The organism is Pseudomonas sp. TTU2014-080ASC, assembly GCF_001446935.1.
Taxonomy (GTDB): Bacteria; Pseudomonadota; Gammaproteobacteria; order Pseudomonadales; family Pseudomonadaceae; genus Aquipseudomonas.
Genome location: NZ_LKKK01000018.1, coordinates 1 through 16,383 on the forward strand (window position 1 = coordinate 1; position 16,383 = coordinate 16,383).

The 16,383-nt window shown below is 53.8% G+C and carries 13 protein-coding genes and 1 tRNA gene; all 14 read left to right on the top strand.

The genetic code is table 11. The annotated features are described in order from the left end of the window. On the top strand, positions 1 to 576 hold a 576-nt coding region (locus AO726_RS20735; RefSeq protein ID WP_241492158.1), incomplete at its 5' end, for an EF-Tu C-terminal domain-related protein. Between the two features lie 53 nt (positions 577 to 629). Then, positions 630 to 705, top strand: a tRNA-Trp gene (locus AO726_RS20740). A gap of 42 nt (positions 706 to 747) precedes the next feature. Beyond that, positions 748 to 1,116, top strand: a complete 369-nt coding sequence (secE, locus tag AO726_RS20745; RefSeq protein WP_058070014.1) for a preprotein translocase subunit SecE — start codon at positions 748 to 750, stop codon at positions 1,114 to 1,116. A 9-nt stretch (positions 1,117 to 1,125) separates the two neighbouring features. Next, entirely contained in the window at positions 1,126 to 1,659 is a 534-nt protein-coding gene (gene nusG, locus AO726_RS20750; RefSeq protein ID WP_058070015.1) for a transcription termination/antitermination protein NusG, read from the top strand. Between the two features lie 117 nt (positions 1,660 to 1,776). Then, positions 1,777 to 2,208: a 50S ribosomal protein L11 gene (gene rplK, locus AO726_RS20755; protein ID WP_058070016.1), complete on the top strand. Its 432-nt coding sequence runs from the start codon at positions 1,777 to 1,779 to the stop codon at positions 2,206 to 2,208. After that, complete coding sequence (gene rplA / locus AO726_RS20760) at positions 2,208 to 2,903, top strand: 50S ribosomal protein L1 (RefSeq protein WP_058070017.1); 696 nt, start codon at positions 2,208 to 2,210, stop codon at positions 2,901 to 2,903. The genes rplK and rplA overlap by 1 nt, the downstream gene beginning before the upstream one ends. 195 nt (positions 2,904 to 3,098) lie before the next feature. Beyond that, positions 3,099 to 3,599 (top strand): 50S ribosomal protein L10, encoded by a 501-nt coding sequence (rplJ, locus tag AO726_RS20765; RefSeq protein ID WP_058070018.1) that lies wholly within the window; start codon positions 3,099 to 3,101, stop codon positions 3,597 to 3,599. 82 nt (positions 3,600 to 3,681) lie between these two features. After that, complete coding sequence (rplL, locus tag AO726_RS20770; RefSeq protein WP_058070019.1) at positions 3,682 to 4,050, top strand: 50S ribosomal protein L7/L12; 369 nt, start codon at positions 3,682 to 3,684, stop codon at positions 4,048 to 4,050. Between the two features lie 218 nt (positions 4,051 to 4,268). Next, on the top strand, positions 4,269 to 8,342 hold the full coding sequence (rpoB, locus tag AO726_RS20775) for a DNA-directed RNA polymerase subunit beta (protein ID WP_058070020.1): 4,074 nt from the start codon (positions 4,269 to 4,271) through the stop codon (positions 8,340 to 8,342). Positions 8,343 to 8,406: 64 nt separating this feature from the next. Next, positions 8,407 to 12,606, top strand: coding sequence for a DNA-directed RNA polymerase subunit beta' (gene rpoC, locus AO726_RS20780; RefSeq protein ID WP_058070021.1), 4,200 nt, complete (start codon positions 8,407 to 8,409; stop codon positions 12,604 to 12,606). Between the two features lie 152 nt (positions 12,607 to 12,758). Beyond that, entirely contained in the window at positions 12,759 to 13,130 is a 372-nt protein-coding gene (gene rpsL, locus AO726_RS20785; RefSeq protein ID WP_058070022.1) for a 30S ribosomal protein S12, read from the top strand. Between the two features lie 119 nt (positions 13,131 to 13,249). Further along, positions 13,250 to 13,720: a 30S ribosomal protein S7 gene (gene rpsG, locus AO726_RS20790; protein ID WP_010490886.1), complete on the top strand. Its 471-nt coding sequence runs from the start codon at positions 13,250 to 13,252 to the stop codon at positions 13,718 to 13,720. 30 nt (positions 13,721 to 13,750) lie between these two features. Then, the gene (gene fusA / locus AO726_RS20795; RefSeq protein WP_058070023.1) at positions 13,751 to 15,868 is read left to right on the top strand and encodes an elongation factor G; all 2,118 of its coding nucleotides are present in this window, start codon (positions 13,751 to 13,753) and stop codon (positions 15,866 to 15,868) included. A 30-nt stretch (positions 15,869 to 15,898) separates the two neighbouring features. Next, positions 15,899 to 16,383 (top strand): GTP-binding protein (locus tag AO726_RS20800; RefSeq protein ID WP_152987276.1); only part of this gene is annotated, 485 nt, incomplete at its 3' end.

Sequence of the window (16,383 nt, forward strand, 5' to 3'; positions counted from 1 at the left end):
GAGCGTGCTATCGACAAGCCGTTCCTGATGCCGATCGAAGACGTATTCTCCATCTCTGGTCGCGGTACTGTAGTAACTGGCCGTATCGAGCGTGGTATCGTTAAGGTTCAGGAAGAGATCGAAATCGTTGGTCTGCGTGACACCACCAAGACTACCTGCACCGGCGTTGAAATGTTCCGCAAGCTGCTGGACGAAGGCCGTGCTGGTGAGAACTGTGGTGTTCTGCTGCGTGGTACTAAGCGTGACGAAGTTGAGCGTGGTCAGGTTCTGGTTAAGCCGGGTTCTGTTAAGCCTCACACTAAGTTCACTGCAGAAGTTTACGTGCTGAGCAAAGAAGAAGGTGGTCGTCATACTCCTTTCTTCAAAGGCTACCGTCCTCAGTTCTACTTCCGTACTACTGACGTAACTGGTAACTGCGAACTGCCGGAAGGCGTTGAGATGGTAATGCCGGGTGACAACATTCAGATGACTGTCACTCTGATCAAGACCATCGCAATGGAAGAAGGCCTGCGCTTCGCTATCCGTGAGGGTGGCCGTACCGTTGGTGCTGGTGTTGTAGCAAAGATCATCGAATAAAAGATTGATCTCCCTTTTTTAGGCCGGCATAATGGTCGGCCTGATTCAAGTTTAGGTCAGTAGCTCAATTGGCAGAGCGACGGTCTCCAAAACCGTAGGTTGGGGGTTCGATTCCCTCCTGACCTGCCATTTTCTAAGAATTTGGCATGTCTTCTCACAGGATGCTTGTAGATGAATGTTAAGGCTGAAGCCCAGGGCTCGCGATTTGATCTGCTGAAGTGGCTGTTTGTTGCTGCGTTAGTGGTGGTCGCTGTTGTTGGTAATCAGTACTTTGCATCTGAGTCGGTCCTTTATCGTGTTCTTGCTCTGCTGGCTGTGGCGGTTGTTGCTGCAGTTGTAGCGCTGCAGACGGCTAAAGGCAAGGCGTTTTGGGTTCTGGCCAAAGAAGCGCGTGTCGAAATTCGCAAGGTTGTTTGGCCTACCCGCCAAGAAACCACTCAAACAACATTGATTGTAGTGGCTGTGGTTTTGGTCATGGCTCTCATGTTGTGGGGGTTGGATTCGCTTTTGGGTTGGCTTGTCTCTCTGATTGTAGGTTAAAGGTGTCCCGTGGCTAAGCGTTGGTACGTTGTGCATGCTTACTCGGGTTACGAGAAGCATGTAATGCGCTCATTGATTGAGCGTGTGAAGCTTGCAGGAATGGAAGATGTTTTTGGTGAGATCCTCGTTCCGACTGAAGAAGTGGTCGAGATGCGGAATGGCCAGAAGCGTAAAAGTGAGCGCAAGTTCTTTCCGGGCTATGTACTGGTCCAGATGGAAATGAACGAAGCGACTTGGCACTTGATTAAAGATACTCCGCGCGTGATGGGTTTCATTGGTGGTACGGCTGATAAACCTGCTCCAATTACCGAGCGTGAGGCTGAGGCAATCCTGCGTCGTGTGGCTGATAGCGGTGATAAACCCAAGCCTAAGACCTTGTTTGAGCCAGGCGAAATGGTTCGTGTTATTGATGGTCCATTTGCGGACTTCAGTGGCGTAGTTGAAGAAGTGAATTACGAAAAAAGCCGAATTCAGGTGGCTGTAACGATCTTCGGTCGTTCAACCCCGGTCGAGCTGGAGTTCAGTCAGGTCGAGAAGGCGTAACTGACATAAGCATCCCACACCCCGCAGTCTTGGGCTGCGGGGTTTTGTCGTCCTTGGGATAATTGCATTGAAAACTGGGGAGCCTTTAGGCGCTAGAACCCAAAACTGGAGTAGCTCATGGCTAAGAAAATTTCAGCTTACATCAAGCTGCAAGTAAAGGCTGGTCAAGCCAACCCGTCGCCACCCGTAGGCCCTGCTCTGGGTCAGCACGGTGTGAATATCATGGAATTCTGCAAGGCGTTCAACGCCAAGACTCAAGGCCTTGAGCCGGGTCTGCCGACTCCAGTAATTATCACTGTATACAGTGACCGTAGCTTCACCTTTGAAACTAAAAGCACCCCGGCAGCTGTACTGCTGAAGAAAGCTGCAGGTCTGACCAGCGGTTCGGCTCGTCCGAACACCGTGAAGGTCGGCACTGTTACTCGTGCTCAGCTGGAAGAGATTGCCAAGACCAAGCAAGCAGATCTGACTGCTGCTGATCTGGAATCGGCCGTGCGTACCATCGCTGGCTCCGCTCGCAGCATGGGCCTGAACGTGGAGGGTGTGTAATGGCTAAGTTGACTAAGCGTCAGAAGGCAATCGCTGAGAAGGTTGAGGCTGGTAAGGCTTACAACTTCGTTGAAGCTGCTTCTCTGCTGGCCGAACTGTCGGCTGTTAAATTCCCTGAGTCGTTTGATATCGCAATCAACCTCGGTGTTGATCCGCGTAAATCCGATCAGGTAGTTCGTGGTGCAACCGTACTGCCAAACGGCTCGGGTAAAACCGTTCGCGTTGCTGTCTTCACTCAAGGTCCGGGCGCTGAAGCTGCTCTGGCTGCCGGTGCTGACCGCGTAGGTATGGATGATCTGGCTGCTGAAATGAAGGCCGGCGATCTGAACTACGACGTTGTTATCGCTTCTCCTGACGCAATGCGTGTTGTTGGTCAGTTGGGTCAGGTTCTGGGGCCTCGTGGCCTGATGCCAAACCCGAAAGTCGGCACTGTAACCCCAGACGTAGCTACTGCGGTTAAGAACGCTAAAGCGGGTCAGGTACGTTTCCGTACTGACAAGAACGGCATCATCCATGGTTCCGTGGGGAAAGTCGGTTTCGAAGCTGAGAAACTGAAGCAAAACGTTGAAGCGCTGGTTGCGGACCTCAAGCGTCTGAAGCCTTCGACTTCGAAAGGCGTTTACGTCAAGCGCATCACCCTGAGCACCACTATGGGCCCGGGTCTGGTTATCGACCAGAGTTCGCTCGACGCGTGATACAGCGCTGGTGAGGGCAACCTCACCAGCCAAGGTTTGGGGTCCCTGCCTGGCGGGGGCTATCCAAGACCGTAGGTGGCGTAAGCCTTAAAAGAAATGCCTACGCAGATGGTGCTCCCGATTCGTTACCGAATCAGACACCAAAACGACATCCGGCTTAGGCCAGATGAAACGGTAAACACCAGGAGTAAACCCGTGGCAATTAAACTCGAAGACAAGAAGGCCATCGTCGCTGAAGTCAACGAGGCTGCCAAAGCTGCCCTTTCCGCTGTCGTGGCTGATGCCCGTGGCGTGTCTGTAGGTGCTATGACCGGACTCCGTAAAGAGGCCCGCGAAGCTGGCGTTTACGTACGTGTAGTACGTAACACCCTGCTCAAGCGCGCTGTTGAAGGTACTCAGTACGATATCCTCAACGACGCGTTCAAAGGCCCGACCCTGATTGCTTTCTCCAACGAACATCCGGGCGCTGCCGCCCGTATCTTCAAAGAGTTTGCCAAGGGTCAGGACAAGTTCGAGATCAAAGCAGCTGCATTCGAGGGTCAGTTCCTCGCAGCCAATCAGATCGACGTACTGGCAACACTGCCGACTTACGACGAAGCAATTTCTCAGCTGATGAGCGTGATCCAAGGCGCTACCAGCAAGTTCGTTCGTACCCTGGCAGCTGTTCGCGACCAGAAAGAAGGCGCTGCGGCCTAATTTGGCGGCATAACTTTTTTCAATCTTATTTGTTTAATTTGATGGCCGCGTAAGGCTGTCCCCCAATACAGGAATTAGAGTCATGGCTCTGTCTAACGAAGAAATCATCGAAGCGATCGGTCAGAAAACCGTTCTGGAAGTCGTTGAACTGATCAAAGCAATGGAAGAGAAGTTCGGTGTATCCGCCGCTGCTGCTACCGTTGCTGTAGCTGGCCCGGCTGCTGCCGCTGCTGAAGAGCAAACTGAGTTCAACGTTATCCTGGCTGAAGCTGGCGATAAGAAAGTAAACGTGATCAAGGCTGTTCGTGAGCTGACTGGTCTGGGCCTGAAAGAAGCCAAAGCTGCTGTTGACGGCGCTCCGGCTACTATTCTGGAAGGCGTTGCTAAAGAAGCTGCTGAGAAAGCAAAAGCTGCTTTGGAAGAAGCTGGCGCCAAAGTCGAGCTCAAGTAAGCGACGACCTTGCGTCTGCAGCCGAAGCGACTCGCGTAAGGCTGATGGCTGGTGGCTTTTGCCACCGGCCTTTTTCCGTTCTAGGTTGGCGAATCATCGGCTGGCCTAGTTCTGAAAATCCCGCCCGAAGTGGCGGTGCAAACCTAGGGTTTGCAAGAGTTTCTGGCAACTCCCGTCGGAGTGGCCTACTAGGCAGGTGACCAAGCTGGGGAACGCTGATGGCTTACTCATACACTGAGAAAAAACGTATCCGCAAGGACTTTAGCAAGTTGCCGGATGTCATGGATGTGCCGTATCTCCTGGCCATCCAGCTGGATTCGTACCGCGAATTCCTGCAGGCCGGGGCGACCAAGGACCAGTTCCGCGACATTGGCCTGCATGCGGCCTTCAAGTCTGTTTTCCCGATTATCAGCTATTCCGGCAATGCTGCACTGGAGTATGTCGGTTATCGCTTGGGCGAGCCGGCTTTTGATGTCAAAGAATGTGTACTGCGTGGCGTTACTTTCGCCGTGCCGCTGCGCGTCAAAGTCCGTCTGATCATTTTCGACAAAGAATCGTCGAACAAAGCGATCAAGGACATTAAAGAGCAAGAAGTTTACATGGGGGAAATCCCCCTGATGACCGAGAACGGTACCTTCGTTATCAACGGTACCGAGCGTGTTATCGTGTCCCAGTTGCACCGCTCTCCAGGTGTGTTCTTCGACCACGACCGTGGCAAGACCCACAGTTCGGGCAAGCTGCTGTACTCCGCGCGTATCATTCCATACCGTGGTTCCTGGCTCGACTTCGAGTTCGATCCGAAGGATGCAGTCTTCGTTCGTATTGACCGTCGCCGCAAACTGCCGGCCTCTGTGCTGCTGCGTGCATTGGGCTACAGCACAGAAGAAGTGCTGGAAGCCTTCTATGCAACCAACGTTTTCCATGTTAAGGGCGAGACCCTGAACCTGGAGCTGGTTCCGCAGCGTCTGCGTGGTGAAATCGCTGCATTCGACATCAAGGATGACAAAGGTAAAGTCATCGTTGAGCAGGGGCGTCGTATTACTGCCCGTCATATTAACCAGTTGGACAAGGCTGGCATTAAAGAGCTGGAAGTACCGATTGATTACCTGCTGGGTCGCACCACGGCTAAGGCAATCGTGCACCCGGCTACTGGCGAAATCATCGTTGAGTGCAATACCGAGTTGAACGTCGAAACCCTGGCCAAGATCGTCAAGGCTCAGGTAGTACGTATCGAAACGCTGTACACCAACGATATCGATTGCGGCCCGTTCATCTCTGACACGCTGAAAATCGACGGCACAACCAATCAGTTGGAAGCACTGGTCGAAATCTACCGCATGATGCGTCCTGGCGAGCCACCAACCAAGGATGCCGCCGAGACTCTGTTCAACAACCTGTTCTTCAGTGCTGAGCGTTATGACCTGTCTGCTGTAGGTCGTATGAAGTTCAACCGTCGTATCGGTCGTACTGAGATCGAAGGCCCAGGCGTTCTGAGCCGCGAAGATATCGTTGACGTGCTCAAGACTCTTGTCGATATCCGTAACGGTAAAGGCATCGTCGATGACATCGATCACCTGGGTAACCGTCGTGTGCGCTGTGTTGGCGAAATGGCCGAGAACCAGTTCCGTGTAGGTCTGGTGCGTGTTGAGCGTGCGGTCAAAGAACGCCTATCCATGGCTGAAAGCGAAGGTTTGATGCCGCAAGATCTGATTAACGCCAAGCCTGTTGCGGCTGCAGTTAAAGAGTTCTTCGGTTCAAGCCAGCTGTCACAGTTTATGGACCAAAACAACCCGCTCTCCGAGATCACTCACAAGCGCCGTGTTTCGGCTCTTGGCCCAGGTGGTCTGACCCGTGAGCGCGCAGGCTTCGAAGTCCGTGACGTACACCCGACCCATTATGGTCGTGTTTGTCCGATTGAAACGCCTGAAGGCCCGAACATTGGTCTGATCAACTCCTTGGCTGCTTATGCGCGCACCAATCAGTATGGTTTCCTTGAGAGCCCATACCGTGTGGTGAAAGAGGGGCTGGTCACTGACGAAATCGTCTTCTTGTCAGCGATTGAAGAGGCTGATCATGTGATCGCTCAGGCTTCAGCGACAATGAACGAGAAAGGTCAGCTGATTGATGAGCTGGTAGCTGTACGTCACTTGAACGAATTCACCGTTAAGGCGCCGGAAGACGTCACCCTGATGGACGTATCGCCCAAGCAGGTAGTTTCCGTTGCCGCCTCGCTGATTCCGTTCCTTGAGCACGATGACGCCAACCGTGCATTGATGGGTTCCAACATGCAGCGCCAGGCTGTACCGACTCTGCGTGCGGATAAGCCGCTCGTAGGTACCGGTATGGAGCGCAACGTGGCTCGTGACTCCGGTGTGTGCGTGGTTGCTCGCCGTGGTGGTGTGATCGACTCTGTTGATGCCAGTCGTATCGTTGTTCGTGTAAACGATGATGAAGTTGAAACCGGTGAAGCAGGTGTGGATATCTACAACCTGACTAAATACACCCGTTCCAACCAGAACACCTGCATCAACCAGCGCCCGCTGGTTCGCAAAGGTGACAAGGTAAGCCGCAGCGACATTCTGGCCGACGGTCCGTCCACCGATATGGGTGAACTGGCTCTTGGTCAGAACATGCGTGTAGCGTTCATGCCTTGGAACGGCTTCAACTTCGAAGACTCTATCTGCCTCTCTGAGCGCGTGGTTCAGGAAGACCGTTTCACCACGATCCACATTCAGGAGCTGACCTGTGTGGCTCGTGACACCAAACTCGGTTCGGAAGAAATTACTTCCGATATCCCGAACGTAGGTGAATCGGCGCTGAACAAGCTGGACGAAGCCGGTATTGTTTACGTGGGCGCTGAAGTCGGCCCAGGTGACATCCTGGTCGGTAAAGTCACTCCGAAAGGTGAGACTCAGCTGACTCCGGAAGAAAAACTGCTGCGTGCGATCTTCGGTGAGAAGGCGTCCGATGTTAAGGACACCTCCCTGCGTGTGCCAACTGGCACCAAAGGTACCGTTATCGACGTGCAGGTCTTCACCCGTGATGGCGTTGAGCGCGACAGTCGTGCCCTGGCGATCGAGAAGCAGCAACTGGACGAAATCCGCAAGGACCTGAACGAAGAGTTCCGTATCGTAGAAGGTGCAACCTTCGAGCGTCTGCGTTCTGCACTGGTTGGCAAGAAAGCCGAAGGCGGTGCTGGCCTGAAGAAAGGTGCTGAGGTAACTGAAGAGTTCCTCGACGGCCTGGAGCGTGGTCAGTGGTTCAAACTGCGTATGGCGGACGATGCACTGAACGAGCAGCTGGAGAAAGCTCAGGCTTACATCTCCGATCGCCGTCAGTTGCTCGACGACAAGTTTGAAGACAAGAAGCGCAAGCTGCAGCAGGGCGATGACCTGGCTCCGGGCGTGCTGAAGATTGTCAAGGTTTACCTGGCAATCAAGCGTCGCATCCAGCCTGGTGACAAGATGGCTGGTCGTCACGGTAACAAAGGTGTGGTTTCGGTAATCATGCCGGTTGAAGACATGCCGCACGACGTTAACGGTACTCCGGTTGACATCGTTCTGAACCCGCTGGGTGTACCGTCTCGTATGAACGTCGGTCAGATTCTTGAAACCCACCTGGGCCTTGCGGCCAAAGGGCTGGGCGAGAAGATCAACCGCATGCTTGAAGAGCAGCGCAAGATTGCTGAGCTGCGCAAGTTCCTGCATGAGATCTACAACGAGATCGGTGGTCGCCAAGAGAGCCTTGATAGCCTGAGCGATCAGGAAATTCTGGATCTGGCGCACAACCTGCGCGGCGGCGTACCGATGGCCACTCCGGTTTTCGACGGTGCCAAAGAGAGCGAAATCAAGTCCATGCTGAAGCTGGCAGATCTGCCAGAAAGTGGCCAGATGCGCTTGATTGACGGCCGTACTGGTAACCAGTTCGAGCGTCCAACCACCGTTGGCTACATGTACATGCTGAAACTGAACCACTTGGTCGACGACAAGATGCACGCCCGTTCGACCGGTTCGTACAGCCTGGTTACTCAGCAGCCGTTGGGTGGTAAGGCGCAGTTCGGTGGTCAGCGCTTCGGTGAGATGGAAGTGTGGGCACTGGAAGCGTATGGCGCAGCCTATACCCTGCAAGAAATGCTGACCGTGAAGTCGGACGACGTGAACGGCCGTACCAAGATGTACAAAAACATCGTGGATGGCGATCACCGTATGGAGCCAGGCATGCCTGAGTCCTTCAACGTACTGATCAAAGAGATCCGTTCGCTGGGCATCGACATCGATCTGGAAACCGAATAACACGTGACGCGAATTGAGAGCGTGGCTTAACCGCCCGCTCTCTGCTCCGCCAGGAGGAAAGGCCTTGAAAGACCTACTGAATTTGCTGAAAAACCAGGGTCAAGTCGAAGAGTTTGATGCCATCCGTATCGGACTGGCGTCGCCTGAGATGATCCGTTCGTGGTCGTTCGGTGAAGTTAAAAAGCCGGAAACCATTAACTACCGTACGTTCAAACCTGAGCGTGACGGTCTGTTCTGCGCCAAGATCTTTGGCCCAGTCAAGGATTACGAGTGCCTGTGCGGTAAGTACAAGCGCCTGAAGCACCGTGGTGTGATCTGTGAGAAGTGCGGCGTTGAAGTTGCGCTGGCTAAGGTTCGTCGTGAGCGTATGGCTCACATTGAGCTGGCTTCTCCGGTTGCCCACATTTGGTTCTTGAAGTCCCTGCCGAGCCGTATCGGCCTGCTGATGGACATGACCCTGCGTGACATCGAGCGCGTGCTCTATTTTGAGAGCTACGTGGTGATCGATCCAGGCATGACCACGCTGGAAAAAGGTCAGCTGCTCAACGACGAGCAGTACTTCGAAGCGCTCGAAGAGTTCGGTGATGATTTCGACGCTCGTATGGGGGCTGAGGCTGTCCGCGAGCTGCTGCACGCTATCGACCTGGACCACGAGATCGGCCGTCTGCGCGAAGAGATTCCCCAGACCAACTCCGAAACCAAGATCAAGAAGCTGTCCAAGCGCCTGAAGCTGATGGAAGCATTCAAAGACTCCGGCAACCTGCCAGAGTGGATGGTGCTCACTGTTCTGCCGGTTCTGCCGCCAGATCTGCGTCCGCTGGTACCGCTGGATGGTGGTCGTTTTGCGACTTCCGATCTTAATGATCTGTATCGCCGCGTCATCAACCGTAACAACCGCCTGAAGCGTCTGCTGGATCTGTCTGCGCCTGACATCATCGTGCGCAACGAGAAGCGTATGCTGCAAGAAGCGGTCGACGCTTTGCTCGACAACGGCCGTCGCGGTCGCGCCATTACTGGCTCGAACAAGCGTCCGCTGAAGTCCCTGGCTGACATGATCAAAGGGAAGCAAGGTCGTTTCCGTCAGAACTTGCTCGGTAAGCGCGTGGACTACTCCGGTCGTTCCGTAATTACCGTAGGCCCGACCCTGCGTCTGCATCAGTGCGGTCTGCCGAAGAAAATGGCACTGGAGCTGTTCAAGCCGTTCATTTTCGGCAAGCTCGAAGCCCGTGGCCTGGCGACTACCATCAAAGCTGCGAAGAAGATGGTGGAGCGTGAGCTGCCAGAGGTGTGGGACGTTCTCGCTGAAGTGATTCGCGAACACCCCGTACTGCTCAACCGTGCACCAACCCTGCACCGTCTGGGCATCCAGGCGTTTGAGCCGGTACTGATCGAAGGTAAAGCGATTCAGCTGCACCCACTGGTCTGCGCTGCGTACAACGCCGACTTCGACGGAGACCAAATGGCAGTACACGTTCCGCTGACGCTTGAAGCTCAGTTGGAAGCCCGTGCGCTGATGATGTCGACCAACAACATCTTGTCGCCTGCTAACGGTGAGCCAATCATCGTTCCTTCGCAGGACGTTGTATTGGGTCTGTACTACATGACCCGTGAGGCCATCAACGCTAAGGGTGAAGGTCGCGTTTTTGCTGACCTGCAGGAAGTTGACCGCGTATTCCGCGCCGGCGAAGCGTCACTGCACGCTCGTGTGAAAGTGCGTATCAACGAAACCGTTAAAGAAAAAGACGGCTCCCTGACCAAAAACACTCGCATCGTCGACACCACTGTTGGCCGTGCGCTGCTGTTCCAGGTTGTGCCTGAAGGTATGTCCTTTGACGTCGTCAACCAGCCGATGAAGAAAAAGGCGATTTCCAAGCTGATCAACCAGTGCTATCGCACAGTGGGTCTGAAGGATACCGTCATCTTCGCTGACCAGTTGATGTACACCGGTTTTGCTTACTCGACAATCTCCGGTGTTTCCATCGGTGTGAATGACTTCGTTATTCCGGATGAGAAAGCCCGCATCATTGATGCTGCCACCGAAGAAGTTAAAGAGATTGAATCCCAGTACGCCTCCGGCCTGGTAACCCAGGGTGAGAAGTACAACAAGGTAATCGACCTCTGGTCGAAAGCGAACGACGAAGTCTCCAAAGCGATGATGGCTAACCTCTCTAAAGAGAAAGTCGTTGATCGTGAAGGCAAGACTGTCGATCAGGAGTCTTTCAACTCCATGTATATGATGGCTGACTCCGGTGCGCGGGGTTCGGCTGCACAGATTCGCCAGCTGGCCGGTATGCGTGGTCTGATGGCTAAGCCGGACGGTTCCATCATTGAAACGCCTATTACGGCGAACTTCCGTGAAGGTCTTTCGGTTCTGCAGTACTTCATCTCGACGCACGGTGCTCGTAAAGGTCTGGCGGATACCGCTTTGAAAACTGCGAACTCCGGTTACCTGACTCGTCGTCTGGTAGACGTGGCGCAGGATTTGGTAGTTACCGCGATCGATTGCGGCACTGAGAACGGCCTGCTGATGACTCCGCACATTGAGGGCGGTGATGTTGTAGAGCCTCTTGGTGAGCGTGTTCTGGGTCGAGTGATTGCCAAGGATGTATTCAAGCCTGGTACTGATGACGTTATCGTTCCGGCGGGTACGCTGATCGACGAGAAGTGGGTTGAGTTCATTGAGCTCAACAGCATCGACGAAGTGGTTGTACGCTCACCGATCACCTGTGAAACCCGTTACGGTATCTGTGCCAAGTGCTACGGCCGTGACTTGGCTCGTGGCCATCAGATCAACATCGGTGAGGCTGTCGGTGTAATCGCGGCTCAGTCGATCGGTGAGCCGGGTACACAGCTGACGATGCGTACGTTCCACATCGGTGGTGCAGCAAGCCGTACCTCGGCAGCTGACAGCGTACAGGTGAAGAATGGTGGTGCGATCCGCCTACTTAACCTGAAATACGTTGAGCGCGCTGACGGTGCTCTGGTTGCGGTATCCCGTTCCGGTGAGTTGGCAGTGGCTGACGAGTTTGGTCGTGAGCGTGAGCGCTACAAGCTGCCTTACGGTGCGGTTATTTCTGTGAAGGAAGGTGAGAAGGTTGATCCGGGCGCAATCGTTGCCAAGTGGGATCCGCACACTCACCCAATCGTCACCGAAATGAAAGGTACCGTGACCTATGTGGGCATGGAAGACGGCATTACCATCAAGCGCCAGACTGACGAACTGACCGGCCTGACCAACATTGAAGTGTTGGATCCGAAAGATCGTCCGGCTGCAGGTAAAGAAATCCGTCCGGCTGTGAAGATGGTTGACGAGAATGGTAAGGATCTGATGTTGCCGGGTACCGATGTGCCTGCACAATATTTCCTGCCATCCAACGCCTTGGTTAACGTGGCTAACGGTGCTCAGCTGAGTGTGGGTGATGTAATCGCTCGTATTCCGCAGGAAACCTCGAAGACCCGTGACATTACCGGTGGTCTGCCACGTGTTGCTGACTTGTTCGAAGCGCGTCGCCCGAAAGAAGCATCGATCTTGGCTGAGATCAGCGGGACTATCTCTTTCGGTAAGGAGACTAAGGGCAAGCGTCGTTTGGTTATTACTCCGACCGATGGCAGTGAGCCGTACGAGGAGCTGATTCCGAAGTGGCGTCACCTGAACGTGTTCGAAGGTGAACAGGTTAACAAGGGTGAAGTTATCTCCGACGGCCCGAGTGATCCGCACGACATCCTGCGCTTGCTGGGTGTGAGCGCGCTGGCGAAGTATATCGTCAACGAGATTCAGGACGTTTACCGCCTGCAGGGGGTGAAGATCAACGACAAGCACATCGAAACCATTCTGCGCCAGATGCTGCGTAAGGTTGAGGTTAGCGAGTCGGGTGACTCCAGCTTCATCAAAGGGGATCAGGTCGAGCTGACTGCTGTATTGAGTGAAAACGAGCGTCTGGCAGAAGAAGATAAATTCCCGGCCAAGTACACACGTGTACTGCTGGGTATTACTAAGGCTTCCCTGTCGACCGAGTCCTTCATCTCGGCAGCGTCCTTCCAGGAAACTACACGCGTTCTGACTGAAGCAGCTGTGACTGGTAAGCGTGACTACCTGCGTGGTTTGAAAGAGAACGTGGTAGTAGGTCGTCTGATTCCGGCTGGTACCGGTCTGGCATACCACAGCGAGCGCAAGCGCAAGCGTGAAGCTGCCCAGCCTGTGCGTGTCAGTGCCAGTGAAGTGGAAGCAGCACTGACTGAAGCGCTGAACTCCAGCGACAATTAAGTTCAAAGCCCCACTGTCTGTGCAGTGGGGCTTTGTCTTGACTGGGGCGGTGAGTCTCTTTAGACTCATGCACCCCTAAATTTGGCAGGGCATGTGCTCTGCCATTTTGTTTAGTAGGGCAATAGCGTCGAAAGACAACAGTGGAGCTAAAGATGGCAACTATCAACCAGCTGGTACGTCAGCCGCGTAAGCGTATCGTCGATAAATCCGACGTGCCTGCGCTGCAGAACTGCCCGCAGCGTCGTGGTGTGTGCACCCGTGTGTATACCACTACGCCGAAAAAACCTAACTCGGCACTGCGTAAAGTTTGCCGTGTACGCCTGACCAACGGTTTCGAGGTTTCCTCGTACATCGGTGGTGAAGGCCACAACCTGCAAGAGCACAGCGTCGTACTGATTCGCGGCGGTCGTGTAAAAGACTTGCCAGGTGTGCGTTACCACACCGTTCGCGGTTCGCTGGATACCTCCGGTGTTAAAGACCGTAAACAAGGTCGTTCGAAGTACGGTACTAAGCGTCCGAAGTAATCGGCGTTTTGTAGCGAATTGCGAGTTTTTATTTATCTGAGTCGATAAGAGTAAGGTCGGGCAAGTCATCGCAAGGTGCAGTCCCGGGCTAACCTGAAGACCGTTTGAGGGCTTATCAAATGCCAAGACGTCGTGTAGCAGCCAAGCGCGAAGTGCTTGACGATCCAAAATACGGAAGCCAAATCCTGGCCAAGTTCATGAACCACGTGATGGAGAGCGGTAAGAAAGCCGTTGCCGAGCGTATCGTTTATGGCGCCCTGGATAAGGTTAAAGAGCGTAAGAACAGCGATCCCCTGGAAATCTTCGAGAAAGCTCTCGACGCCATCGCTCCGCTGGTCGAAGTAAAGTCGCGCCGTGTTGGTGGTGCCACTTACCAGGTTCCGGTCGAAGTTCGTCCGTCCCGCCGTAATGCTCTTGCCATGCGCTGGCTGGTAGATTTCGCACGTAAGCGTGGCGAGAAATCTATGGCTCTGCGTTTGGCTGGTGAGCTGCTGGATGCTGCTGAAGGCAAAGGTGCTGCAGTCAAGAAACGTGAAGACGTGCATCGTATGGCTGAGGCCAACAAGGCGTTCTCGCACTACCGCTTCTAATTCCAGCGCTACTAACTTTGCGAGGGCTTTATGGCTCGTACAACACCTATTAATCTGTACCGTAACATCGGTATCTGTGCGCACGTAGATGCTGGTAAAACCACCACTACAGAACGCGTGCTGTTCTATACCGGTGTAAACCATAAAATGGGTGAGACCCATGATGGTGCTTCGACCACCGACTGGATGGTTCAGGAGCAAGAACGCGGTATTACTATTACTTCTGCTGCTGTAACTGCTTTCTGGCAGGGTTCGCAGAAGCAATACAAAAACCATCGTGTAAACGTTATCGATACCCCCGGTCACGTAGACTTCACCATCGAAGTAGAGCGCTCCCTGCGCGTACTTGACGGTGCGGTTGTAGTGTTCTGTGGTACTTCGGGCGTTGAGCCGCAGTCTGAGACTGTTTGGCGTCAGGCTAACAAGTACGGTGTTCCGCGTATTGTTTACGTGAACAAGATGGATCGTCAGGGTGCAAACTTCCTGCGTGTTGTTGAGCAGATCAAGAAGCGCCTGGGTCACACTCCTGTTCCGCTGCAGCTGCAGATTGGTTCTGAAGAGAACTTCATCGGTCAGGTTGACCTGCTCCGCATGAAGGCTATCTATTGGAACGATGATGACAAGGGTACTACCTTCCGTGAGGAAGAAATCCCGGCTGATCTGGTTGATCTGGCTGAGGAATATCGCTCTAACCTGGTTGAAGCTGCTGCTGAAGCCAACGAAGAGCTGATGAACAAGTACCTGGAAGAGGGTGACCTGACTCTGGAAGAGATCAAGGCTGGTCTGCGTCAGCGCACCATTGCTTGTGAAATCGTTCCGGCTGTCTTGGGCTCCTCCTTCAAGAACAAGGGCGTACCGCTTGTTCTGGATGCTGTTATCGACTTCCTGCCGGCTCCGACTGATATCCCTGCAATCCAGGGTATTCATCCGGATCATATCGAGGAAGGTGATGACGCTCCTAAAGATGAGCGTGCGGCTGATGATGACGCGCCGTTTGCTGCGCTGGCATTCAAAATCGCTACTGACCCATTCGTTGGTACTCTGACCTTTACTCGCGTGTATTCCGGTGTTCTCGCTAGCGGCGACTCCGTGATCAACTCGGTTAAAGGCAAGAAAGAGCGTGTCGGCCGTATGGTGCAGATGCACGCTAACCAGCGTGAAGAGATCAAAGAAGTGCGCGCTGGTGACATTGCTGCTCTGATCGGTATGAAGGATGTGACCACTGGTGACACCCTGTGCGATATCGACAAGCCGATTATCCTCGAGCGTATGGATTTCCCGGAGCCGGTAATTTCGGTAGCTGTAGAGCCGAAAACTAAGGCTGACCAGGAGAAGATGGGTATTGCTCTGGGGCGTCTGGCTCAGGAAGACCCGTCCTTCCGCGTCAAGACTGACGAAGAAACCGGGCAGACCATCATTTCCGGTATGGGTGAGCTTCACCTGGACATCATCGTTGACCGTATGCGTCGTGAGTTCAACGTTGAGGCCAACATTGGTAAGCCTCAGGTATCCTACCGCGAGAAGATCACTAAGAGCTGCGAAATCGAAGGTAAATTCGTTCGTCAGTCCGGTGGTCGTGGTCAGTTCGGTCATTGCTGGATTCGCTTCGCTCCGGCGGACGAAGGTCAGGAAGGTCTCGAATTCGCCAACGAAGTGGTTGGTGGTGTGGTTCCGAAGGAATACATTCCAGCCATTCAGAAGGGTATCGAAGAGCAGATGAAGAACGGCGTTGTCGCCGGCTATCCTCTCATCGGCCTGAAGGCGACCGTGTTTGATGGTTCTTACCATGACGTTGACTCCAACGAAATGGCGTTCAAAATCGCAGCTTCTATGGCGACCAAGCAGCTCGCTCAGAAAGGCGGTGGTGTTGTTCTCGAGCCGATCATGAAGGTCGAGGTTGTAACCCCTGAGGACTACATGGGTGACGTGATGGGTGACCTGAACCGTCGTCGTGGTCTGATCCAGGGTATGGAAGACTCGGTTTCCGGTAAAGTTATCCGTGCTGAGGTTCCGCTGGGTGAGATGTTCGGTTACGCAACCGACGTTCGTTCCATGTCTCAGGGTCGCGCAAGCTACTCCATGGAATTCTCTAAATACTCCGAAGCTCCGGCAAACATCGTCGAAGCTCTGGTTAAAAAACAAGGCTGATTCAGCCCTTTAGGCAAGGAGTTAATTGTCGTGGCTAAAGAAAAATTTGAACGTAGCAAACCGCACGTCAACGTAGGCACCATCGGTCACGTTGACCACGGTAAAACCACTCTGACCGCTGCTCTGACTCGCGTCTGCTCCGAAGTATTCGGTTCGGCTCGTGTTGACTTTGACAAGATCGACAGCGCTCCGGAAGAGAAGGCTCGTGGTATCACCATCAACACTGCGCACGTAGAGTACGATTCCACTATTCGTCACTACGCGCACGTTGACTGCCCGGGTCACGCCGACTACGTAAAAAACATGATCACTGGTGCTGCTCAGATGGACGGCGCTATCCTGGTTTGCTCGGCTGCCGATGGTCCGATGCCGCAAACTCGTGAGCACATCCTGCTGTCCCGTCAGGTAGGTGTTCCGTACATCGTCGTGTTCCTGAACAAGGCTGACATGGTTGATGATGCTGAGCTGCTGGAACTGGTTGAAATGGAAGTGCGTGACCTGCTCAGCACTTACGA

What these genes read in the sequence shown, in the direction of transcription:
- rplK (WP_058070016.1), top strand. Translation starts at nt 1,777, where the DNA reads ATGGCTAAGAAAATTTCAGCTTACATCAAGCTGCAAGTAAAGGCTGGT.
- rpsL (WP_058070022.1), top strand. Translation starts at nt 12,759, where the DNA reads ATGGCAACTATCAACCAGCTGGTACGTCAGCCGCGTAAGCGTATCGTC.
- rpoB (WP_058070020.1), top strand. Translation starts at nt 4,269, where the DNA reads ATGGCTTACTCATACACTGAGAAAAAACGTATCCGCAAGGACTTTAGC.
- secE (WP_058070014.1), top strand. Translation starts at nt 748, where the DNA reads ATGAATGTTAAGGCTGAAGCCCAGGGCTCGCGATTTGATCTGCTGAAG.
- fusA (WP_058070023.1), top strand. Translation starts at nt 13,751, where the DNA reads ATGGCTCGTACAACACCTATTAATCTGTACCGTAACATCGGTATCTGT.
- rpsG (WP_010490886.1), top strand. Translation starts at nt 13,250, where the DNA reads ATGCCAAGACGTCGTGTAGCAGCCAAGCGCGAAGTGCTTGACGATCCA.
- rplL (WP_058070019.1), top strand. Translation starts at nt 3,682, where the DNA reads ATGGCTCTGTCTAACGAAGAAATCATCGAAGCGATCGGTCAGAAAACC.
- rplA (WP_058070017.1), top strand. Translation starts at nt 2,208, where the DNA reads ATGGCTAAGTTGACTAAGCGTCAGAAGGCAATCGCTGAGAAGGTTGAG.